The 23,177-nt window shown below is 72.4% G+C and carries 24 protein-coding genes and 1 pseudogene; 15 read left to right on the top strand and 10 right to left on the bottom strand.

From position 1 onward, the window contains the following. Window positions 1-17 precede the first annotated feature (17 nt). The gene (locus QSK10_RS00120; protein WP_285660462.1) at window positions 18-1,226 is read left to right on the top strand and encodes an argininosuccinate synthase; all 1,209 of its coding nucleotides are present in this window, start codon (window positions 18-20) and stop codon (window positions 1,224-1,226) included. Further along, window positions 1,223-2,623, top strand: a complete 1,401-nt coding sequence (gene argH, locus QSK10_RS00115) for an argininosuccinate lyase (protein ID WP_285660461.1) — start codon at window positions 1,223-1,225, stop codon at window positions 2,621-2,623. The genes QSK10_RS00120 and argH overlap by 4 nt, the downstream gene beginning before the upstream one ends. A 43-nt stretch (window positions 2,624-2,666) precedes the next feature. Here the strand turns inward: argH and QSK10_RS00110 are convergent, their stop codons facing one another. Then, window positions 2,667-3,563: an SMP-30/gluconolactonase/LRE family protein gene (locus tag QSK10_RS00110; protein WP_285660460.1), complete on the bottom strand. Its 897-nt coding sequence runs from the start codon at window positions 3,561-3,563 to the stop codon at window positions 2,667-2,669. A gap of 92 nt (window positions 3,564-3,655) precedes the next feature. Here QSK10_RS00110 and QSK10_RS00105 point away from each other — a divergent pair, with 92 nt between their 5' ends. The 7 genes from QSK10_RS00105 to QSK10_RS00075 all read left to right on the top strand — a co-directional run bounded on the left by QSK10_RS00105 (window position 3,656) and on the right by QSK10_RS00075 (window position 8,612). Beyond that, complete coding sequence (locus QSK10_RS00105; protein ID WP_285660459.1) at window positions 3,656-4,102, top strand: Lrp/AsnC family transcriptional regulator; 447 nt, start codon at window positions 3,656-3,658, stop codon at window positions 4,100-4,102. A gap of 40 nt (window positions 4,103-4,142) precedes the next feature. Then, complete coding sequence (locus QSK10_RS00100) at window positions 4,143-5,129, top strand: NAD-dependent epimerase/dehydratase family protein (protein WP_285660458.1); 987 nt, start codon at window positions 4,143-4,145, stop codon at window positions 5,127-5,129. 48 nt (window positions 5,130-5,177) lie between these two features. Then, entirely contained in the window at window positions 5,178-6,167 is a 990-nt protein-coding gene (locus QSK10_RS00095) for an NAD-dependent epimerase/dehydratase family protein (RefSeq protein WP_285660457.1), read from the top strand. Between the two features lie 52 nt (window positions 6,168-6,219). Further along, window positions 6,220-6,621 (top strand): hypothetical protein, encoded by a 402-nt coding sequence (locus QSK10_RS00090; RefSeq protein ID WP_285660456.1) that lies wholly within the window; start codon window positions 6,220-6,222, stop codon window positions 6,619-6,621. Beyond that, window positions 6,590-7,012, top strand: coding sequence for a YccF domain-containing protein (locus QSK10_RS00085; RefSeq protein ID WP_432705310.1), 423 nt, complete (start codon window positions 6,590-6,592; stop codon window positions 7,010-7,012). Before QSK10_RS00090 ends, QSK10_RS00085 begins: the two co-directional genes overlap by 32 nt. Next, window positions 7,009-7,950, top strand: a complete 942-nt coding sequence (locus QSK10_RS00080) for a GlxA family transcriptional regulator (protein WP_285660454.1) — start codon at window positions 7,009-7,011, stop codon at window positions 7,948-7,950. Before QSK10_RS00085 ends, QSK10_RS00080 begins: the two co-directional genes overlap by 4 nt. Before the next feature lie 65 nt (window positions 7,951-8,015). Continuing rightward, the gene (locus QSK10_RS00075) at window positions 8,016-8,612 is read left to right on the top strand and encodes an isochorismatase family protein (RefSeq protein WP_285660453.1); all 597 of its coding nucleotides are present in this window, start codon (window positions 8,016-8,018) and stop codon (window positions 8,610-8,612) included. A gap of 173 nt (window positions 8,613-8,785) precedes the next feature. On the opposite strand, the gene QSK10_RS00070 is transcribed toward QSK10_RS00075, so the two are convergent. Together QSK10_RS00070 and QSK10_RS00065 are read right to left on the bottom strand one after the other, a co-directional pair. After that, window positions 8,786-9,973 (bottom strand): RtcB family protein, encoded by a 1,188-nt coding sequence (locus QSK10_RS00070; protein ID WP_285660452.1) that lies wholly within the window; start codon window positions 9,971-9,973, stop codon window positions 8,786-8,788. Between the two features lie 84 nt (window positions 9,974-10,057). Then, window positions 10,058-10,561, bottom strand: coding sequence for a MarR family winged helix-turn-helix transcriptional regulator (locus tag QSK10_RS00065; RefSeq protein ID WP_285660451.1), 504 nt, complete (start codon window positions 10,559-10,561; stop codon window positions 10,058-10,060). 153 nt (window positions 10,562-10,714) lie between these two features. On the opposite strand from QSK10_RS00065, the gene QSK10_RS00060 reads away from it, so the two are divergent. Both QSK10_RS00060 and QSK10_RS00055 read left to right on the top strand, forming a co-directional pair. Then, window positions 10,715-11,620, top strand: a complete 906-nt coding sequence (locus tag QSK10_RS00060; protein ID WP_285660450.1) for an EamA family transporter — start codon at window positions 10,715-10,717, stop codon at window positions 11,618-11,620. Between the two features lie 22 nt (window positions 11,621-11,642). Then, window positions 11,643-13,427 carry an ABC transporter ATP-binding protein gene (locus QSK10_RS00055; protein WP_285660449.1) on the top strand — a complete coding sequence of 595 codons (1,785 nt, stop codon included), beginning with the start codon at window positions 11,643-11,645 and terminating at the stop codon, window positions 13,425-13,427. On the opposite strand, the gene QSK10_RS00050 is transcribed toward QSK10_RS00055, so the two are convergent. From QSK10_RS00050 to QSK10_RS00030, 5 genes are all read right to left on the bottom strand, one after another. Then, window positions 13,424-14,422: an aldo/keto reductase gene (locus QSK10_RS00050; protein WP_285660448.1), complete on the bottom strand. Its 999-nt coding sequence runs from the start codon at window positions 14,420-14,422 to the stop codon at window positions 13,424-13,426. The genes QSK10_RS00055 and QSK10_RS00050 overlap by 4 nt on opposite strands. A 59-nt stretch (window positions 14,423-14,481) precedes the next feature. After that, complete coding sequence (locus tag QSK10_RS00045) at window positions 14,482-15,183, bottom strand: GAF and ANTAR domain-containing protein (protein ID WP_285660447.1); 702 nt, start codon at window positions 15,181-15,183, stop codon at window positions 14,482-14,484. A gap of 40 nt (window positions 15,184-15,223) precedes the next feature. Continuing rightward, complete coding sequence (locus QSK10_RS00040) at window positions 15,224-15,940, bottom strand: ANTAR domain-containing protein (protein ID WP_285660446.1); 717 nt, start codon at window positions 15,938-15,940, stop codon at window positions 15,224-15,226. Beyond that, window positions 15,918-16,973: a fatty acid desaturase family protein gene (locus QSK10_RS00035; protein WP_285660445.1), complete on the bottom strand. Its 1,056-nt coding sequence runs from the start codon at window positions 16,971-16,973 to the stop codon at window positions 15,918-15,920. The genes QSK10_RS00040 and QSK10_RS00035 overlap by 23 nt, the downstream gene beginning before the upstream one ends. Before the next feature lie 61 nt (window positions 16,974-17,034). Then, window positions 17,035-17,451, bottom strand: a complete 417-nt coding sequence (locus QSK10_RS00030) for a DUF5994 family protein (RefSeq protein ID WP_285660444.1) — start codon at window positions 17,449-17,451, stop codon at window positions 17,035-17,037. Window positions 17,452-17,664: 213 nt separating this feature from the next. On the opposite strand from QSK10_RS00030, the gene QSK10_RS00025 reads away from it, so the two are divergent. Next, window positions 17,665-18,783, top strand: coding sequence for a M20 metallopeptidase family protein (locus QSK10_RS00025; protein ID WP_285660443.1), 1,119 nt, complete (start codon window positions 17,665-17,667; stop codon window positions 18,781-18,783). Window positions 18,784-18,785: 2 nt separating this feature from the next. Here the strand turns inward: QSK10_RS00025 and QSK10_RS00020 are convergent, their stop codons facing one another. Continuing rightward, window positions 18,786-19,214 carry an NUDIX hydrolase gene (locus tag QSK10_RS00020; protein WP_285660442.1) on the bottom strand — a complete coding sequence of 143 codons (429 nt, stop codon included), beginning with the start codon at window positions 19,212-19,214 and terminating at the stop codon, window positions 18,786-18,788. After that, on the bottom strand, window positions 19,211-20,125 hold the full coding sequence (locus QSK10_RS00015) for an alpha/beta hydrolase (RefSeq protein ID WP_285660441.1): 915 nt from the start codon (window positions 20,123-20,125) through the stop codon (window positions 19,211-19,213). The genes QSK10_RS00020 and QSK10_RS00015 overlap by 4 nt, the downstream gene beginning before the upstream one ends. On the opposite strand from QSK10_RS00015, the pseudogene QSK10_RS34185 reads away from it, so the two are divergent. The 3 genes and pseudogenes from QSK10_RS34185 to tyrS all read left to right on the top strand — a co-directional run. Further along, window positions 20,117-20,608: pseudogene (locus QSK10_RS34185) on the top strand (DUF6624 domain-containing protein); the annotation flags it as partial. The gene QSK10_RS00015 and the pseudogene QSK10_RS34185 sit on opposite strands and share 9 nt — an antisense overlap. A 102-nt stretch (window positions 20,609-20,710) precedes the next feature. Next, a complete protein-coding gene (locus QSK10_RS00010) occupies window positions 20,711-21,337 on the top strand; it encodes a DNA-3-methyladenine glycosylase (protein WP_285662880.1) in 627 nt (208 codons plus the stop codon). Then, window positions 21,334-22,593, top strand: coding sequence for a tyrosine--tRNA ligase (tyrS, locus tag QSK10_RS00005; RefSeq protein WP_285660439.1), 1,260 nt, complete (start codon window positions 21,334-21,336; stop codon window positions 22,591-22,593). The genes QSK10_RS00010 and tyrS overlap by 4 nt, the downstream gene beginning before the upstream one ends. Window positions 22,594-23,177: the final 584 nt, after the last annotated feature.

Below are 23,177 nucleotides of genomic sequence, written 5' to 3'. Positions count from 1 at the left end.
ATTCCAAGGAGCACGACATGACCGAGCGCGTAGTCCTCGCCTACTCCGGGGGCCTGGATACCTCCGTGGCCATCCCGTACCTCGCCGAGCAGACCGGCGGCGAGGTCATCGCCGTGGCCATCGACGTCGGCCAGGACGGCGAGGACCTCGACGTCATCAAGCAGCGCGCCCTCGACTGCGGCGCCACCGCCGCCGAGGTCGTCGACGCCCGCGACGAGTTCGCCGCCGAGTACTGCATCCCCGCGATGCGCGCCAACGCCCTCTACATGGACCGCTACCCGCTGGTGTCGGCCCTCTCCCGGCCGCTCATCGTGAAGTACCTCGTGCAGGCCGCCGCCAAGCACGGCGCCACGATCGTGTCCCACGGCTGCACCGGCAAGGGCAACGACCAGGTCCGCTTCGAGGTCGGCCTGGCCGCGCTCGCCCCGCACCTGAAGGTCATCGCGCCCGCCCGCGACTTCGCCTGGACCCGCGACAAGGCCATCGCCTACGCCGAGTCCAAGGGCCTGCCGATCGACGTGTCCAACAAGTCCCCGTACTCCATCGACCAGAACCTGTGGGGCCGCGCGGTGGAGACCGGGTTCCTGGAGGACATCTGGAACGCCCCCATCGAGGACATCTACGCCTACACCCAGAACCCCGACTCGGGCCTGGACCCCGACGAGGTCACCATCACCTTCGAGGCCGGAGTCCCCGTCGCCCTCGACGGCGAGACCAAGACCCCCTTCGAGATCATCACCGAGCTGAACTCCCGCGCCGGAGCGCAGGGCGTCGGCCGCCTCGACATGGTCGAAGACCGCCTGGTCGGCATCAAGAGCCGCGAGATCTACGAGGCGCCCGCCGCCATCGCGCTCATCGCCGCCCACCAGGAGCTGGAGAACGTCACCGTCGAGCGCGACCTGGCCCGCTTCAAGCGGTCCATCGACCAGCGCTGGGGCGAGCTGGTCTACGACGGCCTGTGGTTCTCCCCCCTGAAGAACGCCCTGGAGTCGTTCATCGACGACGCGCAGCGCCACGTCACCGGCGAGGTCCGCATGGTCCTGCACGGCGGGCGCGCCACCGTCACCGGCCGCCGCTCCGAGGCGTCCCTGTACGACTTCGGCCTGGCCACCTACGACGAGGGCGACCAGTTCGACCAGTCCCTCGCGCGCGGCTTCGTGGAGCTGTGGGGCCTGCCCAGCAAGCTCGCCTCGGCCCGCGACGAGCGGATCAAGGGCACCTCATGAGCCAGCGCCTGTGGGGGGGCCGCTTCTCCGGCGGCCCCGCCGACGCGCTCGCCCAGCTGTCGGCGAGCGTCCACTACGACATGCGGCTGGTCCCCTACGACATCGCCGCCTCCCGCGCCCACGCGCGGGTGCTGGAACGCGCCGGGCTGCTCACCGGCGACGAGCGCGAGCGGATCATCGCCGCCCTCGACGACCTGGAGCGGGCCGTGGCCGCCGGTGAGTTCACCGCGACCATCGCCGACGAGGACGTCCACACCGCCCTCGAACGCGGCCTGGTGGAGCGCCTGGGCGCCCTCGGCGGCAAACTGCGCGCCGGGCGCTCCCGCAACGACCAGATCGCCACCGACCTGCGGCTCTACACCCGCGCCCACGCCCGGGACCTGGCCGCCGACCTGCTCGACCTGTGCGAGGCCCTCACCGCCCAGGCCGAGCTGCACCGGGGCACGCCCGCGCCGGGCATGACGCACACCCAGCACGGGCAGCCCATCACCTTCGGGCACCAGCTGCTGGCGCACGTGCAGGGCTTCCTGCGCGACCTGGACCGGCTCTCCGACTGGGACGAGCGCACCTCGGTCTCCCCACTGGGCGCCGGGGCCCTGGCGGGCTCCTCGCTGAAGCTGGACCCGGTCGCGGTGGCCGAGGAGCTCGGTTTCAAGGAGGCGGCGGCCAACTCCATCGACGCCGTCTCCGACCGCGACTTCGCCGCCGAGCTGCTGTTCGTCACCGCGATGATCGGCATCCACCTCTCCCGCCTGGGCGAGGAGATCATCCTGTGGACGACCACCGAGTTCGGGTGGGTGGAGCTCGACGACGCCTTCGCCACCGGGTCGTCGATCATGCCGCAGAAGAAGAACTCCGACATCGCCGAGCTCGCGCGCGGCAAGTCCGGGCGGCTCATCGGCAACCTCACCGGCCTCCTGGCCACCCTGAAGGCCCTCCCGTTCTCCTACAACCGGGACCTCCAGGAGGACAAGGAGCCGGTCTTCGACAGCCTGGACAACCTCGCGCTGGTCCTGCCGGCCGTCACCGGCATGGTCGCCACGATGCGCGTCCACGCCGACGTCCTGGCCGCCGCCGCGCCGCTCGGGTTCAGCCTGGCCACCGAGATCGCCGACTGGCTGGTGCGCAAGGGCGTGCCCTTCCGCGACGCCCACGAGATCACCGGCGCCGTCGTCCAGTACTGCGGCAAGGAGGGCGTGGAACTCCACGAGGTCCCCGACGACGCCCTGGCCGCCATCAGCGAGCACCTGGACCCCTCGGTCCGCTCGGTGCTCACCGTCGAGGGCGCGCTGGCCGGGCGCACCACCCCCGGCTCGACCGGGCCCGGCCCGGTCGCCGACCAGCTCGCCGCCGTCACCACGCGGCTCGCGTCGTGGCGGGAGTGGGCGGAGGCCTAGCCGAAAGGGCGTCCCGGGACCTCTCCGGGACGCCCTTTCCCTTTCAGATCGTCTTGCAGCCGTTCACGGTCAGCCGGATCGAGTACAGCGCGGCCGTGGACGTGATGAACAGGATGTTCCGCTGTCGGCCCCCGAAGCACAGGTTCGAGGTGGCCGGCTCGGGCATCCTCAGCTTGCCGATGAGCGTGCCGTCCGGGTCGTGGACGAGGAGGCCCTCGGCGGCCGCCACCCACACGCGCCCGTCGGTGTCCACGCGCACCCCGTCGGGGTTGCCGCGCTCGACATCGGCGAAGACCTCCCCGCCGGTGAGCCGCCCGCCGTCCACACCGAACACCCGGACGTGCTTGCGGCGGCTGTCGTTGATGTAGAGCAGGCTCTCGTCGGGGGAGAAGGCCAGTCCGTTCGGGCGCAGGAAGTCGTCGGCCACCACGCTCAGCCCACCGTCGGGGGCGATCCGGTAGACGTACCAGCCGTCCTGCTCCTGCTCCGCCTTGTGGCCCTGGTAGTCGGACAGGATCCCGTACGGCGGATCGGTGAACCAGACGGCGCCGTCGGAGGACACCACCACGTCGTTCGGGCTGTTGAGGCGCCCGCCCCGCCAGGAATCGGCCAGCACCGTGGTCGAGCCGTCGTGCTCGGTGCGGACCACCGAGCGCTCGCCCTGGAGGCACGTGATGACGCGTCCCTCGCGGTCGACGGTGCGGCCGTTGGCGTAGCCCGCCCCGTGCTCGAAGACGCCGACCTCGCCGGTGGTCTCGTCCCAGCGCATCACCCGGTCGTTCGGGATGTCGCTGAAGAGCACGTACCGCCCGGCCGGGACGTAGGCGGGGCCTTCCGTCCAGCGGCCGCCGGTCCACAGGCGCTCCAGGTAGTCGTCCCCGGCGATCGCGGAGAAGCGCTCGTCGAGGACTTCGAACTCCGCGGGGATCAGCTCGGACATCTTCGCCTCCATGTGTGAATGACCTTCGGGTGTAATCTAAGATCGCCGTACACAGTTCGGCAATGAGACTCTCACAACAGATGGAGTACGGCATGGATGACATCGACCGGCGCCTGATCGCCGAACTCCAGCGCGACGCCTCGGCCTCCTACGCCACCCTCGCCGCCGCCGTCGGCCTGTCCACCGCCTCCGCCCATGACCGCGTCCGCAAGCTCAAGGAGCGCGGGATCATCCGCCGCACCACCGTCGAGGTCGACCCGGCCGCCCTCGGGCGCGGCGTGCTGTCCTACGTGCTCATCGACGCCAACGCGTGGATGGGCGACGCCTCCACCGGTGACGCGCTGGCCGCGCTGCCCGAGGTCGAGGAGGCCCACATCATCGCCGGCGCCGGGACGCTGCTGGTCAAGGTCCGCACCGCCACCACCCAGGACCTCCAGGGCGTGCTGCGGCGGCTCTACGAGGTCCCCGGCGTCGCCTCCACGCAGAGCATCGTGGTCCTGGAGACCTTTTTCGAGCGGCCCGTATCGCCCACGGCGTAACTCGTTGCCCCCGCCCGCCGCGCGGTGTGAGGCTGCGGAGATGAAGATCCTCGTGCTCGGCGGAACCCGCTACCTCTCCCACGCCACCGCCGCCCTGGCGGTCTCCCGTGGCCACGACGTCACCGTCGCCGCGCGCGGCGAGAGCGGCGAGCCCCCGTCCGGGACGGAATTCGTCCGCGTCGACCGCGCCACCCCCGAAGGCGTGGCCGCCCTGCGCGGCCGCGACTTCGACGCCGTCATCGACGTCGCCCGCGTGCCCCTGCACATCGCCACCGTCCTGGACGCCCTCGGCGAGATCGGCCACTACGGCTTCGTGTCCACCGTGAGCGTCTACACCGAGCACGCCGCCCTCGGCGGCACCCCCGCCACCACCGCGATCGCCGAACCCACCGCGCCCGACTCCGGCGACCTGTCCATGGAGCTGTACGGGCCGTCCAAGGTCGCCTGCGAGAACCTCCTGCGCGAGCGCTTCGGCGAGGACGCCCTCATCGTCCGCGCCGGGCTCATCGTCGGCCCCGCCGACCCCGGCGACCGCTTCGGCTACTGGCCCTGGCGCATCGCCCGCGGCGGCGAGGTCCTGGCGCCCGGGACGCCGGAGGAGCCCGTGCAGTGGATCGACGTCCTCGACCTGGCCGAGTGGCTCGTGCGCGCCGCCGAGGAGCGCACCGGCGGCACCCACGACGGGATGTGCCCGCCGGTGTCGCGCGGAGAGTTCCTCACCGGCATCGCCGCCGCCCTCGGCGCCGACGTCACCTTCACCTGGGTCCCGAACGCGTTCCTGGAGGCCCAGGAGGTCGGCCAGTGGATGGGCCCGGAATCACTGCCCCTGTGGTCGGCCGACCCCGGCTTCACCGGGTTCATGGCCCGCGACACCTCCGCCTCGGTGGACGCCGGGATGCGCATCCGGCCCCTCGCCGAGACCACCCGCCGCTGGATCGACTGGAACGACGGCTCACCGGCGGGCCGGGCCGGGCTGTCCCCCGAGCGCGAGGCCGCCGTCCTGGCCGCCTGGCACGCGTCCGCCTAGAGTGAACAACCCTCGACACGCCGCCGGGCGCGGGTGAGGATCCACCCCATGCGCCTACTCGTACTCGGCGGCACCGTCTACCTCTCCCGGGCGGTGGCCGAACTCGCCGCCGCCCGCGGGCACGACGTCACCGTCGCCACCCGCGGCCGCAACGGCGAACCGCCGTCCGGCACCGAGCACGTCATCGCCGACCGCGCCACCGTGGACGGCCTGTCCGCCCTGCGCGGCCGCGCGTTCGACGCCGTCGTCGACGTCGCCTGGATCCCCGCCCACGTCAAGAACGCCATCGAGGTCCTCGGCGAGGGCGCCGGGCACTGGACGCACGTGTCCAGCTGCTCCGCCTACAGCGACGACGCCACCCCCGGCCAGACCCCCGCCACCGGCCCCACCCACGACCCCGCCCCATACGACGCCGACGAGGTCGACGCCGAGCGATTCGGGCCCTACAAGGTCGCCTGCGAGAACCAGGTCCGCGAGCGCTTCGGCGACCGCGCCCTGGTGATCCGCCCCGGCCTCATCATCGGCCCCGGCGACCGCATCGACCGGGTCGGCCACTGGTTCCGCCGCATCGCCGAGGGCGGCGAGATCCTCGCCCCCGGCGCGCCGGAGGAGACCGTGCAGTGGATCGATGTCCGCGACCTCGCCGCGTGGATCGTCGACGCCGCCGAGAAGCGCCTGGCGGGCGTCTTCGACGCCATCTGCCCGCCGGTCACCCGCGGGGAGTGGCTGTCGTCCATCGCCGCCGCCTACGGCGTGGAGGCCACCTTCACCTGGGTGTCCCGCGAACTCCTCGACGAGCACGGCGTGCAGCCATGGATGGGCGAGGAGTCCCTCGGCCTGTGGCTCCCGCTGCCCGAGTACGCCGGATTCATGAAGCGCGACGTGACCGCCTCCCTCGCCGCCGGGATGACCAACCGCCCCATCGGCGACACCGCCCTCGCCTGGCGCGAGTGGGACACACCCGGCCACCCGCTGCGCGCGGGCGTGTCGAGGCAGAAGGAGGCGGAGGTCCTGGCCGCGCACCACGCGCGGGAGTAGGGCGTGCCGGTGGACCTCACCGGTGAGCCGCGGCGGCCGGTGCGCCGGTGACGTGTCACCCGGCGCACGCATCGGGCCGGGGGCGGACGCCGGCGCGTGTGTGGACGTCCGCCCCGCCGGGCACGAGGACGGCGCGCGGCCGCCGGTGATCGACCCGCGCGACCCGTCCGGCGGCGCCGTCGAGGCGGTGGTCTCGCCGTGGCGCACGCCCGTCGGCGTCGCGCTCGCCCTGGCCGTGGCCGAACTGGGTGGGGCCGCGTTCGGCGCCGGGATCGGCCTCCACCCGTGGCCGATCCCGCGCGCGTCATCGCCCTCACCCGCCTCCCACCCGGCGGGGGCGGCCTCGCCGGCCGCTGTGAGCGATACCTGCGCGCCCGTCCCACTGTGGGCGGGTGGCCTCCGCGACATCGGTGACATCCCCGATGCGCGGGGCCGCCCGAACCGTCACCATTGATCACGTGAAGACGATCCTGAACCTCATCTGGCTGGTCCTGGCCGGCTTCTGGCTCGCGCTCGGCTACTTCCTCGCCGGGCTCATCTGCTTCGTCCTCATCGTCACGATCCCCTTCGGCATCGCCAGCTGGCGCATCGCCGGCTACGCGCTGTGGCCCTTCGGGCGGACCGTGGTCCGCGACCCGCGCGCCGGGGTGATGTCGGGCATCGGGAACGTCATCTGGTTCATCTTCGCCGGGCTGTGGCTGGCCATCGGGCACGTCATCACCGGCATCGGCCTGTGCGTCACCATCATCGGGATCCCGCTGGGCATCGCCAACTTCAAGCTGATCCCGGTCTCGCTCTTCCCGCTGGGCGCGCGCGTGGTCGACTCCGACCGCGCCTTCGCGTGAGCGGGCCCGTCGCGGTCGTCCTCTTCGACCGCACGCCCATGTTCGAAGACGCGGTGCCGATCCGCGTCTTCGGCGCCCTCACCACCGTGCGCGTCGCCGCCCATCACGGCGGGCCTTCGGTGACGACCTCCGACGGGCTCGTGGTGTCCACGCCCGCGACGCTGGACGAGGTCCGCGAGGCCGGCCTGGTGATCCTGCCGTCCTATCCCGCGCCGCCCGCCGACGCGCCGGACCCGCGCGTCCTGGACGCCCTGCGCGCCGCCCACGACGCGGGGGCCACCGTCGTCGGCCTGTGCCTGGGCGCGTTCGTGCTGGCCGCCGCCGGGCTCCTGGACGGCCGCCGCGCCACCACCCACTGGGCCCACGCCGACCTGCTGGCGCGCAAGTACCCGGGCGTCGACGTGCGTCCCGACGAGCTGTACGTCGACGAGGGCCGCGTGCTCACCTCCGCGGGCAGCGCCGCCGGGCTCGACGCGTGCCTGCATCTCGTCCGCCGCCTGCGCGGGGCCGCCGAGGCCAACCGCGTCGCGCGCACCCTGGTCGTGGCGCCGCACCGCGACGGCGGGCAGGCGCAGTACGTGGAGCATCCCGTGCCGCGTCCCCGGCACGGCGACCCGATCGGCGACGTGATGGCGCACCTGCTGGCCGACCTGGCCGCCGAGCACCACGTGGACGATCTGGCCGCCCGCGCCCGCATGAGCCGCCGCTCCTTCGACCGGCACTTCCGGCAGGCCACCGGGACCACGCCCGCGCAGTGGCTGCGGCACCAGCGGCTCCTGGCGGCGCAGCGGCTGCTGGAGGAGACCGGGCTGCCGGTGGAGGCGGTGGCCCGCCGCTGCGGCTACCCGTCGGCGGCGGCGCTGCGCCCGCACTTCGCGGGGGTCTTCGGGGTGTCCCCGGCCTCCTACCGCCGGACCTTCCGCGTCCCGGCTGGCTGAGAACCGTCGCTGGATGGCCGGGATCCCCCTCGTCCCAGACGATCCGGGCGATGATCATTGAGCGCATGACCGAGGCTTTGATCGTCATCGACGTGCAGAACGAGTACACCGCCGAGGGCAACCTGCCCATCGCGTACCCCGACTTCGGCGTGGCGGTGGGCAACATCGCCGCCATGATGGACGCCGCCGCCGAGCGCGGCGTGAAGGTCGTCGTGGTCCAGCACGACGCCCCGGCCACCGCGCCGGTCTTCGTGCCCGGCACCCGCAACTGGGAGCTGCACCCCGAGATCGGCGGGCGCTCCCGCGACCACCTGCTGCACAAGGCGTTCCCGTCGTCTTTCGCGGGCACCGACCTGCTGGACTACCTGCGCGCCAACGACGTCGACACGGTGACCCTGGTCGGTTTCATGACCCAGAACTGCGTCCTGCACACCGCCTTCGACGCCGTCGTGCACGGCCTGGCCGCCCGCGTGGTCTCCGACGCCACCGGCGCGCCCGGGCTGGCCAACGAGCAGGGGAAGGCGAGCGCGCGGGAGATCCACGAGACCCTGATGACGGTGTTCCACTCGAACGTGGCGGCGGTGGGTACCACCGCGGAGTGGCTGGCGGGGGAGGGGTTCGCCAAGTCGAACCTGATCGTGAGCACCAAGGCCGCGCGCTGATGGCGTGCCGCCCGGCGCGGGTGCGCGGGGTCGTGCTCATCAGCCCGCCGTCGGTGCGGGCGAGCTGGATCTGCCGCCGCGTCCTGGAGTAGTGAAAGGGCCGGGCGCCCCCGAAGGGACGCCCGGCCTGACAGTTCGTTCACTCGGCGCGTCTCATGCCGCGTGCCGGGAGCTCACCCCTTCACGCAGACGATCTGCTTGAGTCGCGCCACCACCTCGACCAGGTCCGACTGAAGCGCCATGACCTCATCGATGTCCTTGTAGGCGGACGGGATCTCGTCGACCACTCCGCCGTCCTTGCGGCATTCCACGCCAGCCGTCTGCGCCGCGAGGTCCTCGGCGGTGAACAGCTTGCGGGCCTTGTTGCGGCTCATCTTCCGGCCCGCGCCGTGCGAGGCGGACTCGAAGGAGTCCTTGTTCCCCAGGCCGCGGACGATGAAGGAGCTGGCGCCCATCGAGCCGGGAATGATGCCGTGGTCGCCCTCGCCGGCGCGGATGGCGCCCTTGCGGGTGACCAGGACGTCCTGCCCGTCGTGGACCTCTTCCGACACGTAGTTGTGGTGGCAGGAGATCTCCGGCTGGAAGGTGGCCTTGGGGAACTTCTTGACCACGACCTCCCGCAGCAGGGCCATCATGACCGCCCGGTTGCGCTTGGCGTAGTCCTGCGCCCAGTACAGGTCGTTGCGGTAGGCGTCCATGCTGGGCGCCCCGGACAGGAAGACGGCCAGGTCGGGGTCGGGCAGGTCGGTGTTGTGGGGGAGTTCCTTGGCCCGCGAGATGTGGAACTCGGCGAGTTCCTTGCCGACGTTGCGGGATCCGGAGTGCAGCATCAGCCACACGCGGTCGGCGCCGTCGAGGCAGACCTCGATGAAGTGGTTCCCGCCGCCGAGGGTGCCCAGCTGCTGCATCGCGCGGCCCTTGCGGCCCCGGGCGATGGGCTTGGCGAGGTCCTCGAAGTCCTGCCAGAACTCGTACCAGCCGCGCATGCCGGTCTTGAGGTGGTCGGTGTCGACCGACCGCTTGTGCATGTTGAAGCCGACCGGGATGGCCGCCTCGATGGCGCTGCGCAGCCGCGACAGGTCGTCGGGCAGGTCGCTCGCGGTCAGGGATGTCAGCTGCGCGGTCATGCCGCAGCCGATGTCGACGCCGACGGCGGCCGGGGACACCGCGCCGCGCATGGCGATCACGGACCCCACGGTCGCGCCCATGCCGTAGTGGACGTCGGGCATCACGGCGACGCCGTGGACCCACGGGAGGGCCGCGATGTTGCGCAGCTGGGCGAGGGCCTGCTCCTCGACCGTGGCCGGGTCGGCCCACAGCCGAACCGGCGCGGTCTCTCCCGGCAGTTTGTGAAATGGCATCGCGTGAACCTCCCTTGTGGTCGAACATGCGTCCGCGTCACCGGTCAGAAGTGTGCGGTGCGGGCCGCGGCGCGCGCCAGTCTTTTACAGCTCGCCGGTGTAGGCCAGGTGGACGCGGCGCAGCAGCCCGGCCAGCACGGCCTGCTCGTCGGGGGTGAGGACGTCGAGGATCTTCTGCTGCGCCTCGACGCCGGCGCGGACGGCGGCCTCGACGGCGGTACGCCCGGCGTCGGTGAGCCGGACGCGCAGGGCGCGGCGGTCGTCGGGGTCGGGCAGCCGCTCGATGAGACCGGCCTTCTCCAGCTTGTCCAGGCGCCCGGTCAGCCCGCCGGAGGTGAGCATGAGCGTGCCGCTGATCTGCTTGGGGGAGAGGGTGTAGGGCTCGCCGGAGCGGCGCAGGCTGGCCAGGACGTCGAATTCGGCGCGGCCGATGCCGTGGCGGGCGTATATGGGGTCGATGAGGCGGGCGGTGTGCTGGGAGACGCGGTGGACGCGCCCGAAGACCTCCATGGCGCGCAGGCCCATGTCGGGCAGTTCGCGCGCCCACTGGCCGGTGATGCGGTCCACGGCGTCGGTCTCGTCTGTCATGTCTCCTCCAGTGTGTCCCGGGCCACCACAGAATAGCTTGACTTCAAGTAGCTTAGCGCTAAGCTACTTAGCAACGGAACTACTTGAGTCCAAGTTAATCAGATTCAAGCGAGTCCGGGCACCAGACCTCCGCACCGCCCCCTAGGACGTGACATGAACGCCTCCGCCCGAGCCGTCGCGCTCACCGCGATCGCCCCCATCACCTGGGGCACCACCTACGCCGTCACGACCGAGCTCCTCCCGCCCGGGCGTCCCCTCCTCACCGCCCTCCTGCGCGCCCTGCCCGCCGGGCTGCTGCTCCTGGCCATGGGACGCCAGCTGCCCACCGGCAAGTGGTGGTGGCGCGCGGCGACCCTGGGCATGCTGAACATCGGCGTCTTCTTCGCCCTGCTGTTCGTGGCCGCCTACCGCCTCCCCGGCGGTGTCGCCGCCGTCGTCGGCGCGGCCGGTCCCCTCGTCGTCATCGGCCTCTCGGCGCTGCTGCTGAACCAGAAGGTGCGGCTGCGCCCGGTCCTGCTCGGCATCGCCGGTGTGGCGGGCGTGGCGATGGTGGTCCTGACCGCGACCGCCAAGCTCGACGCGATCGGCGTCGCCGCGGGCCTGGGCGGCACCATCGCGATGTCGGCCGGGACGGTGCTCGCCAAGCGCTGGGGCCCGCCCCCCGGGGTCCGGCTCACCTCCTTCGCCGGGTGGCAGCTGACCGTGGGCGGCCTGTTCCTCCTCCCGATCGCGTTCATCGTCGAGGGCGCGCTGCCCACCTTCACCGCCACCAACGTCGCCGGGTACCTGTACCTGTCGCTGGTCAACACCGCCCTCGGCTACTTCCTCTGGTTCCGGGGCGTGCGGACGCTGTCGCCGGTGCCGCTGACCTTCCTCGGCCTGCTCTCGCCGCTGACCGCCACCACCGTCGGCTGGATCGTCGTCGGCCAGGCCCTCAGCCCCCTCCAGATCGCCGGGATGGCCGTCGCCTTCGGCTCGATGCTGCTGGGCCAGCTCGGCGCCCGGGCCAAGACCACAGCCGCCTCTCAGGAACCCGTTCGTACCCTTACCCGGGTCTGAGCCCCCCGAACGGATGGACGACATGGCCGCCGTAGACGAAGCAGCCCCCAGGACCACCCGGTTCGGCCGCCCCCGCGGCGAGGTGACCGGCGCGACATGGAAGGCCCTGTGGGCCTACATCCGCCCGCACCGCGCGGTCATCGCCGTCGCGGGCGTCCTGGGCCTCATCGGCAGCCTCGCCGGACTCGTCCAGCCCCTCGCGGCGAAATGGCTCGTGGACGACCTCGGCAGCGGAGCGAGCCTGACCGGCTCGCTCCTCCTGCTGTCGGGGATGGTCGTCACCGGCGCCCTCATCAACGCCGTCTCCGACTACGTCCTGGAACGCACCGCCGAGTCGGTGATCCTCTCCGCCCGCCGCAAGCTCGTCGGCCGCCTGCTGCGCCTGCGCGTCCCGGCCGTGGAGAACGCCGAGCCCGGCGATCTGATGTCGCGCGTCACCTCCGACACCACCCTCCTGCGGCAGGTCAGCACCCAGGCCGTGGTCGCCGGGGTCACCTCCGCCATCACGTTCGTGGCGACCGTGGTGATGATGTCGTTCATGGACCTCGTCCTGCTCGGCGTCACCATCGCCGTGCTGGGCGTGATCGGCGCCGTGGTCAGCGTGGTCATGCCCCGCATCTCCCGCGCCACCAAGGAGTCCCAGGCCGCCGTCGGCCGCATCGGCGCCGCCCTGGAGCGCATGCTCGGCGCGTTCCGCACGGTGAAGGCCTCCGGCGCCGAGGCCCGCGAGGAGGAGCGCATCCAGGAGACCGCCACCGAGGCCTGGCGCGCCGGGATCAAGGCCGCGCGCTGGCAGTCCATCGTCGGCGCCACCGCCGGGCTGGCCGTGCAGGTGTCGTTCCTGGCCGTCCTCGGCATCGGCGGCGCCCGCGTCGCCTCCGATCAGATGAGCATCGCCTCGCTCATCGCGTTCCTGCTGTACCTGTTCTACCTGATCCCCTCGATCGCCGGGATCGTCCGCGCGGTGAGCCAGCTCCAGGTCGGCGCCGCCGCGATCTCCCGCATCGGTGAGGTCGACGCCATGGACGTCGAAGAGGTCGCCGCCGACCACGCCCCCGTCGCCCACGCCGCCGGGAGCGTCACCTTCGAGGGCGTCCGCTTCCGCTACCGCCCCGAGCTGCCCGACGTCCACAACTCGGTGACCTTCACCGTCCCCCCGAACGGCATGACCGCCTTCGTCGGCCCCTCCGGCGCCGGCAAGACCACCGTCTTCTCGCTCATCGAGCGCTTCTACGAGCCCACCGCCGGACGCGTCCTCCTCGACGGCCGCGACGTGCGCGACTGGCCCATCGCCGACCTGCGCGCCGCGATCGGCTACGTCGAGCAGGACGCCCCGGTCCTGTCGGGCACCCTCCGCGACAACCTCACCTTCGGCGCCCCCGCCGCCACCGACGACGCCATCGCCGAGGTCCTGCGCCGCACCCGCCTCGACGCCCTCGTCGAGCGCCTCCCCGAAGGCCTCGCCACCGTCGTCGGCCACCGCGGCAGCAAGCTCTCCGGCGGCGAGCGCCAGCGCGTCGCCGTCGCCCGCGCGCTGCTGCGCAAACCACGGCTCCTGCTGCTCGACGAGGCGACCTCGCAGCTCGACGCGGTCAACGAGGCCGCCCTGCGCGACACCGTCGCCGAGGCGGCGCGCGAGACGACCGTCCTCGTCGTCGCGCACCGCCTGTCGACGGTCACCATGGCCGACCGGATCGTGGTCATGGACGCCGGTGAGGTCCGCGCGGTGGGCACCCACGCCGAACTCGTCGAGTCCGACCCGCTCTACGCCGAGCTCGCCGCGACCCAGTTCCTGGCCACGGCCTAGGCCTCGCGGTCGGCCGAGCGCGTCTCGACGCCGATCGGCGGCAGCGGACGGTAGGGCGCTTCGAGGGCGTCGATCTCCTCGCCGGACAGCTTCAGCCCGACGGCGGCGACGGCGTCCTCGATGTGCCCGAGCCGGGTGGCGCCCACGATCGGGGCGGTCACGCGCGGCTGGTGCAGCATCCAGGCGAGGGCGACCTGCGCCTGCGGGACGCCCCGCGCGGCGGCCACGGCGGTGACGGCGTCCACGACCGGCCGCATGTCGACCTTGCCGTAGCGCAGCTCCAGGCCGAAGTCACCGGCGGTGCGGGCGGTGGAGCCCGAGCCCGAGGGCCGCGCGAGCAGGCCGCGGGCGAGGGGGCTCCACGGGATGACCGCCACGCCCTGGTCGGCGCACAGCGGCAGCATCTCGCGCTCCTCCTCGCGGTAGGCGAGGTTGTAGTGGTTCTGCATCGAGACGAACTTGGCGAAGCCGCGCCGCTCGGCGGCGTGCTGGAGTTTGGCGAACTCCCACGCGGCCATCGACGAGGCGCCGATGTGGCGGGCCCGGCCCGAGCGGACCACGTCGTTCAGGGTCTCCATCAGCTCCTCGGCGGGCACCGAGTGGTCGAGGCGGTGGATCTGGAACAGGTCGACCTGATCGGTGCCCAGGCGCTTCAGGGAGGCGTCGATGGAGTCGAAGACGTGCTTGCGGGACAGCCCGCCGTCCCCGGGCCGCTCCGACATCGGCAGGCCGACTTTGGTGGCCAGCACGTAGTCGGAGCGCCGCGCGAACAGCTTCGCCAGCAGCCGCCCGGTGACGACCTCGCTGCCGCCGCGGGAGTACACGTTGGCGGTGTCGAAGAAGTTCACGCCCGCCTCGACGGCCGCCCGCACCAGCGGCTCGGCCTCGTCCTCGCGCAGCGCCCACGCCTGCCGGGCCGGATCGCCGAAGGACATCATGCCCAGGCACAGGCGGGAGACGGGGATTCCGGTGGGTCCGAGTCGTTTGTAGTCCATGCGGGCAGTTCTACCTCCGCGCCACCGCCGCGCGAAGCGATGTGGGCGGAGTCACCGGCTCAGACCGTGGCCTCGCCGGTGACCACGTCGCGCGCCAGGTCCGACAGCCGCCGGTTCGCCGAGCGCGCCGCCCGCCGCAGCAGCTCGAAGCTGCCGTCCATGTCCAGGTCGTGACGTTCGGCGATGACGCCCTTGGCCTGCTCGATGGCCACCCGGCTGGTCAGCGCGGTCTGCAGTTGCGCGGCGATCTCCTCCTGCCGCTGGATGGTGCGGGCCTGCACGATGCCGATCGTGGCCACGTCCCCCAGCGCGCGGGCCAGCCGCAGCGTCACCGGATCGAGGGGACCCGGGCGCGTGCCGAACAGGCCCAGGGCGCCGATGACGGTGTCCCGCAACCGCATCGGCAGCGCCTCCACCGAGGCGAAACCGGCGGCGGTGGCCGCCGTGGCGAACCGCGGCCAGCGGCCGGTCTCGGCGGCGAGGTCGGGGACGGCGATGGGCCGTCCGGTGTGGAACGACTCCGGGCACGGGCCCTCGTCGTGCTGGAGCTGGAGCAGCTCCAGCAGCCGCGTGCGCTCACTGGAGGCCGCCACGACCCGCAGTGCTCCCCGCTGGTCGGTCAGCAGCAGCCCGGCGGCGGCCACGCCGAGCACGTCGGCGCATTTCACGGCGACCTGATGGAGGAAGTCCACCACGTCGAAGTCGGCGGTCAGCGTGTCGGCGAACTCCACGAAAGTCTCGGCGATCGTCGTCTGATTCATCGGCATTCACCCGTGGTCCGGGACCATCTCATCCAGCTCCTCACCGCCCATCATGCCCTTGATCGCCGTCGAAACGAAGCCTGCGGGCCACCACGTCTGCGGCGACCTCACCGAGGTGGCGTCCGTGGGCGAAGGCGTGCGCGCGCAGGGCCGCGTAGGCGGCGGCCGCGCCGACGCCCAGCTGGACCACGACCATCCCCGTCGCCTGGTGGACGTGCGCCTGGTGCGGGTCGGAGTCGGGGTGGGTGGCGTCGACACCGTCGAGCAGCAGCGCCGTGGCCGCGTCGGCGTAGTCGAGGGCCTCCGCCAGCCGCGCGCCCAGCCCACCGGCCTCGGCCCGGTACAGATCCAGGACGCCCAGCCGGATCACCCCCACCTGCAACGGCAGCGCGAACAGCGCCTTGGCGCCACTGCCCAGCGCCGCCGGAGTGAACACCGGCCACCGCAGCGCGCAATGGTGCTCGCCGAGATCGGCGACCAGTGTGGACCCGCCGCCCTCCAGGGCGTCGACGCCCGGTCCCTCGCCGTAGGTGATCTGCCATTCCTCCAGCTCGGCGGCCACGGTGTCACTGGCGTGGAGCACGTCACGGGCGTCGGTCCCGGCGGCCACGGTGACCGCGGCGCCGTCGACGCCGACGGCGCCCAGCGCCGCCCGGCACACCAGCGCCATCGTGAAGGGGCGTCCCTCGGCCAGGTGCGCGATGCGCGCCCACACTCCCTCGGCCGCAATTCCCTCACCTGACGGGTCGAGACTCACCGGGAGCTCCGGTGGCCCGACGCCCCACACGGTCCAGGTGCCCCAGCGCCAGCCGGTAGCAGCCGAACAGGCTCGTCTCGTGGTACGGCAGTCCCCGCTCGTCCAGATGCCGGCGCACCAGCGGCCGCGCGTGCCGCAGCGCCACCCGCGGCATGTTCGGGAACAGGTGGTGCTCGATCTGGAAGTTCAGGCCCCCCAGCAGCACCTCGTTGAACCGGCTGCCGGTGACATTGCGGGTGGTGAGCACCTGGCGCGGCAGGAAACCGAGCTTCTGGCCGCGCCCGGTCATCGGCATCCCCTTGTGCCCCGGCGCGAACGCGCACCCCAGGTACACCCCGAACAGGCCCTGCTGCACCGCCACGAACGCCAGCGCCTTCAGCGGCGACATCACCGCCAGCAACACCAGCACGGCGATGACGACGTGCGCGGCCAGCAGCGCGATCTCCAGCCACCGCCTGCGGTAGCCCGGCCCGAAGACCGCCTTGACTCCGGCGACGTGCAGCGCGAGGCCCTCCAGCAGCAGCATCGGGAAGAACGCCCAGGCCTGGTAGCGCGCCAGCAGCCGCCCGGCCCGTCCCCGCGCCCTCGCCTGCGCGGCGGTGAACGCGATCGACTCGCCCGACACGTCCGGGTCCCGCTCCACGTCATTGGGGTCGGCGTGGTGCCTGCGGTGCTTGTCGATCCACCACCCGTAGGCCAGCCCGATGCCCAGATTGCCGAACAGCAGCCCCGCGGCGTCATTGGCCCGCCTGCCCGCGAAGACCTGCCGGTGCCCCGCGTCGTGCCCCAGGAACCCCAGCTGCGCGAAGACCACCGCGAAGAGCGGCGCCAGCGCCAGCTGCCACCACGAGTCCCCGATCACGGCCATCAGCGCCACCCCACCGGCGAGCGAACCGACGATCACGGCGATGAGTGCGAAGTAATAGAACGGACGCCGCCGCAGCAACCCGAGCTCGCGCACCCGCGCGCGCAGCTCGGCGTACCCATGGTCGTCGACGGTGGCGATGGGGGAGAGGGTGATCTCGGGGGTCACGAACCGGCCCTTCGGGAGGGGGTTGCGCCACCGGGGTCCGGGGTGACCTTATGTGCCCAGCCTACGCCAGATGCCCGCCTTCGCCGTCCCATACACCGATCGGGACCTCATCACCGGCGCCCTCCGCCTCCGGCGGGATCACCAGCAGGTCCAGCTGCCCACCCCGGTCGGTGGTCACGATCGCCAGCGACGCGTCGAGCGAGGCGAACCACCCCACCCGCACCGGCAGCCCACCGACCACCAGCCGCCGGAAGTCCCCCACCCACACCGACCGGCTCAGCATCACCGTCGTCACCGGCCCCATCCGCCCCCGCACGAAGACCACCAGCCCCGGCAGCTCCGCCAGCGCGTCGAAGGACCGCGGCCACCAGACCCCGTCGGTGGCCGACGTCGTCCGAAGTGGAGTGAGCACGAGCCTGGGGGGAGCAGGGGAGTCACCGGCGACCAGAATGCGCCCGAGAGCGTCTTGAACGGACATGACGACCGCCTTCCCGGCGGTTCGGTTTCACCGTCACCCGACGGCATCTTGAGCCTACGCCCCGTGGCGAGGGCCGCCGGGACGAGCGCCATCGGGTCCGGCACGGCCACCTGAAAACACGGCCTACCCCCACCCCCGAACGGCCCCCCGCCCCACTGCACCCGCCCCTCCACGGCCGCACACTTGCCTTCCCAGCAGCCAGGAGGACCACCCGTGCAGCACGACATCGACACCGCCGCCGCCAGCCTCGACGCATCCCTCATCGCCCTGCGCCGCGACATCCACGCCCACCCCGAACTCGCCGGGCACGAGGCGCGCACCGCCGCGCTCGTCGCCGCCCGGATGCGCGCCGCCGGGCTCGCCGTCACCACCGGCGTCGGCGGGCACGGCGTCATCGCCGTCCTCGAAGGCGCCCGGCCCGGCCGGACCATCGCCTACCGCGCCGACATGGACGCCGTCCCCCCGCACGCCCAGTCCGGCGGCGGCACCGAACCCGCGCACCTGTGCGGCCACGACGTGCATACCACCGTCGGCGTAGGCGTCGCCGAAGTCCTCGCCGGACTCCGCGACCGCCTCGCCGGGCGCCACGTCTTCCTCTTCCAGCCCGCCGAGGAGGACCTCACCGGCGCCCGCGCCATGCTCGCCGAGGACGCCCTGGACGGCGTCGACGAGATCCACGCCCTCCACTGCGGCCCCATGCCCGCCGGGACGATCACCGTCACCCCCGGCAACGGCCTCCCCGGCCTCGACACCTGCGTCATCACCACCGCCTCACCCGGGGACGCCGCGCAGCTCGCCACCGACATCGCCGAACTCGGCACCGTCACACCACCGCGGTCCCCCGGCGAACTCGAAGGCCTCATCACCGACCTCACGACACCCGGCGGACGCCTGTCCACCTTCGTCTACATGCGCGCCTCCGCCGTGGGCGACACCGTCCACGCCGCCTGGCGCACCTGGCCCGAGGACCGCGCCGAAACCGTCCGCGCAGACGTCACCGCCCTCGCCGACGACACCGGCGTCGTCTTCACCGCCGAGCCCTTCCCCGCCCTCGTCTGCCCCGAACCCGACGCCCTCGCCCTCGCCCGGCACCTGCGCGCCACCGGCGTCCCCGTCGGCGTCGCACACGCCGCGACCCCCTTCAGCGGCGAGGACTTCGCCCTGTTCCTGCGCCGCGTCCCCGGCACCTACAGCTACCTCGGCGTCCGCCGTCCCGGCGCGCCACTGGTCACCGGCTTCCCCCACGACACCGCCTTCGACCCCGACGAGACCGCCATCGGGACGGGCGTGCGCGCCATGGCCGGCTGGCTCGCCGCCCGCGCCGCCGGGTGAGCTCACAACCGCGCCAGGAACTCCCGCTGTGCCGCCACCATCCGCGCCGCGGCCTCCTCCGGCGAGAACCACGCCACCCGGTCCACCTCCGGGAACTCCCGCTCCACACCCGAACCCGGCGGCCACACCATCGCGAAGGTCCCCGGCGTGATCGACGACGGATCCAGCTCACCCTCGATCGCGAAGGCGCGCACCACCTTGCCCGCCTTCTGCGTCACCTCGCCCAGGTCCCGCACCGGCCCCTCCGGGACCGGCACGCCCAGCTCCTCCACCCACTCCCGGCGCGCGGCGTCCCACGGCTCCTCGCCCCCGGCGAGCTCGCCCTTCGGGATCGTCCACGCACCGGCGTCCTTGCGGGCCCAGAAGGGACCGCCCATGTGCGCCAGCAGGACCTCGCCCCGCCGGTGCAGCAGGATTCCGGCGCTTCTCATACCGCCAGTGTGTCGGAGTTCCCGAAGACCCGGGCCACGTCGGCGGCGAACCGCGCCGTGGCGGACTCCACGGCGGGGGAGACCCCGTGCAGCGTCAGGAACCCGTGGATCATGCCCTCCTCACGGCGCAGGACCACCGGGACGCCCGCCTCGCCCAGCCGCGCGGCGAACTCCTCGCCCTCGTCGCGCAGCGGATCGTGCTCGGCGGTCACCACCACCGCCGGCGGCAGGCCCGCGAGCCCGGCGAACAGCGGGCTGACCCGCGGGTCGGCGCGCGTCGCCGGGTCCGGCACCCACTGCTCGGCGCCCCACATCACCGCGTCGGTCGTCAGGCCCCAGCCCTCGGCCTTCTCCCGGGTACTCGGCCGCGAGAAGGTCAGGTCGGTGTTCGGATAGGCCATCACCAGCGCCGACGGCAGCGGACCACCCCCGTCCCGCAGCACGATCGACGCCAGCGCCGCCAGGTGCCCACCCGCGCTGTCCCCGCCGATACCCGGACGCGCGTCCAGCCGCGTCGCCCACCCGAACACCGCCACCGCGTCCTCCACCGCCGCCGGGAACGGATGCTCCGGCGCCAGCCGGTAGTCCACCGCCAGCACCGACACCCCTGCGTCCCGCGCCAGCGCCCGGCACGCCCGGTCGTGCGTCTCCAGCGAACCGATCGACCACATCCCGCCGTGCAGGTACACCAGCACCCGCGACGCGCCGGCGGACGGCCGGTACAGCCGCGCCGCCACACCCCCGGCGTCCACGTCGCGCACCTCGAACAACTCCGGCTCACGCGGACGGACCACCGCGGCGGCACCCGCGCGCACATCGGCCGCGCCCCGCTCCCGGAACGTCGGCCCGCCCTGCGCACCCGCCTCGGCGACGAAGGCGGCCAGGGCGTCATCGGCGAAAGCATGCGACATGGCCGCGATCATTCCACCCGGCACACTGGAGACGTGAATCCGGACCTGCGCGACCGCCTGCTCACCATGGCCGCCGAGGACCTGCGCGTCCGCGACCACTTGGCCGCCACCGGCGAGCTCTACGACGGCTACCACCCCGACATGGCCGCCGTCCACGACCGCAACGCCCGCGAACTCACCGCCATCATGGACGCCCACGGCTGGCCCGGACCCGAACTCGCCGGAACCGACGGCGCCGAGGCCGCCTGGCTCATCACCCAGCACGCCATCGGCGCACCCGCCCTCCAGCACCGCGTCCTCGCCGAAGCCGACCTCACCCCGCGGCAACGTGCCTACACACACGACCGCGTCCAATTCTTCGAACGACGACCCCAGACCTACGGCACCCAGCTCGACTGGACCGACGACGGCGTCATGGCCCCCTGGACCATCGCCGACCCCGAAAACGTCCACCGCCTGCGCGCCGAAATCGGCCTCCCCCCACTCGTGGAGACCCTCGACGCCGGACCACCACCCGCCGACCTCCACACCCACCGCGCCCACGCCCGCTACTGGGCCCGCGGCGCCGGATGGAACACCCCGCCCATCGCCGAAACCCTCGACGAGCACACCACCATCGCCGCCGCCATGCTCCTCGGCTGCACCGTCACCGCCAACGGCGTCACCATCCGCCTCACCGAAGTCGAGGCCTACGCCGGAGTCGGCGAAGACCCCGGCTCACACACCCACCGCGGACCCACACCCCGCACCGCCCCCATGTTCGGGCCCTCCGGACACACCTACGTGTACTTCACCTACGGCGTCCACTGGTGCCTCAACATCACCGCCCGCCCCACCGGACACGCCTCCGGCGTCCTCCTCCGCGCCGGAGAGGTCATCGACGGCATCGACACCGCCCGCGCCCGCCGCCCCCGCTCCACCGACCGCGACCTCGCCCGCGGACCCGCCCGCCTCGCCCGCGCCCTCGACATCACCGGCGCCGACACCGGCACACCCGCCCTCGACGGCACCGGACCCGTCCACCTCCGCGACCCCGCCACCCCGCCCACCGCGCTCGCCAACGGCCCCCGCACCGGCATCTCCGGCACCGCCGCCGCCACACCCTGGCGCTTCTGGATCCCCGGCGAACCCACCGTCAGCCCATACCGGGCGCACACGCCCAGAAACCGTTCGCGCGCCACCCCACGCCATAGGCCAGAATCAACGGCGTGAACATCCTTGACGACCTGCGCTGGCGCGGACTGATCCACGACTCGACCGACCCCGAGGCCCTCCACGAGCACTTCGAGGGAACCGTCACCTTCTATGTCGGCTTCGACCCCACCGCGCCGAGCCTCCACGTCGGGCACCTCACCCAGGTCATCACCGCGCGCAGGCTCCAGCTCGCCGGACACCGGCCCATCCTCCTCGTCGGCGGCGCCACCGGCCAGATCGGCGACCCCCGCGAGACCACCGAGCGCACCCTCAACGCGCCCGAGACCGTCGCCGGATGGACCGAGAAGATCCGCGCCCAGGTCGCGCCCTTCGTCACCTACGAAGGCGACAACGCCGCCACCGTCGTCAGCAACCTCGACTGGACCGCCCAGACCTCCGCCATCGACTTCCTCCGCGACGTCGGCAAGCACTTCCCCGTCAACCGCATGCTCGCCCGCGACGTCGTCAAGGCCCGCCTGGAGAGCGGCATCTCCTTCACCGAGTTCGCCTACCAGCTCCTCCAGGCCAACGACTTCTACGAACTCGGCCAAAGGCACGCCTGCACACTCCAGTTCGGCGGCTCCGACCAGTGGGGCAACATCACCGCCGGCGTCGACTACATCCGCCGCCGCGGAGGAGGCCACGCCCACGCCTTCTCCACCCCCCTCGTCACCCGCGCCGACGGCACCAAGATCGGCAAGTCCGAAGGCGGCGCCACCTGGCTCGACCCCGAGCTCACCAGCCCCTACGCCTTCTACCAGTACTGGTTCAACACCGAAGACGACCTCATCGGCATGTACCTGCGCCGCTTCTCCTTCAAGAGCCACGCCGAGATCGAGGCCCTCGAAAAGGAGACCGCCGAACGCCCCGCCGCCCGCGCCGCCCAGCGCGCGCTCGCCGAGGAGCTCACCACCCTCGTCCACGGCGCCGACAACACCGCCCAGGCCATCGCCGCCGCACAGGCCCTCTTCGGCCGTGCCGAACTCACCGGCCTCAACAAGGCGACCCTGCGCGCGGCGCTCGCCGAGGCGGGACTCGTGACGGCCGCCGCCGAAGCGCCGATCACCGCTCTGCTGAAGGACACCGGGCTCGCCAAGAGCGTCTCGGACGCCCGCCGCGCGATCGCCGAGGGCGGCGCGTACCTCAACAACGAGCGCGTGACCGACGCCGAGGCGACCCTGTCGCCGGGCGCGCTGCTGCACGGGAAGTACGCCGTCCTGCGCCGGGGCAAGCGCACGATCGCCGGCGTCGAAGTGCCGGACGAGGTACAGTGACCAGGTAGAACGTCGTCCCGGGGGACGGCCGGAAGCCCCCGGCGACGGGGGTGACGCGGAACAACCGACCCCCGGTTTGACGCTCTCTGGAACGCCGGGTAATGTTTATCGAGTCAGCGGGGCACCGGACAGAAACGGACCAGCGAAGCCGAGAGGCCGCAGGGACGTGGAACGGCCCGCAGACCGCCCGACCGAGTGTCAGGACCACCTTAGTGGGTCTGCTACGGTCAACCCCCCTGGATCGACTCAGTAGATGAGTCCTTGTGCGCTCCAGGTCCGGTTCGACACGAACCAGGGACTGGAGAGCGTAAGCGTGGGGCGGAACGGTTCGAAGAACCGCCGGAAGCGGCGGGGGTGCGAAACGGGCCGGAAAACGGGTCTGGTAAGGTTCTCGGAGCAAGAGCGAGAACAAAGCGAGACAAGATAGACAAAGTGAATATACCCGCCAGTCGGGATCTGGTCCAGAGTGACTTGGTTCTTGGTGTGGGTGTGTTGTTTGAGAACTCAACAGGGTGTTTTTGGTCAGTTTGTGCAGGGCTCTTGCACACTGGCATGTCGGCCGGGTTTCCCGGTTGGTGTGTGGT

The organism is Actinorhabdospora filicis (assembly GCF_030269765.1).
Taxonomy (GTDB): domain Bacteria; phylum Actinomycetota; class Actinomycetes; order Mycobacteriales; family Micromonosporaceae; genus Actinorhabdospora; species Actinorhabdospora filicis.
The sequence above is the reverse complement of the archived record's forward strand: the minus strand, read 5'-3'. Positions and strand labels throughout refer to the sequence as shown.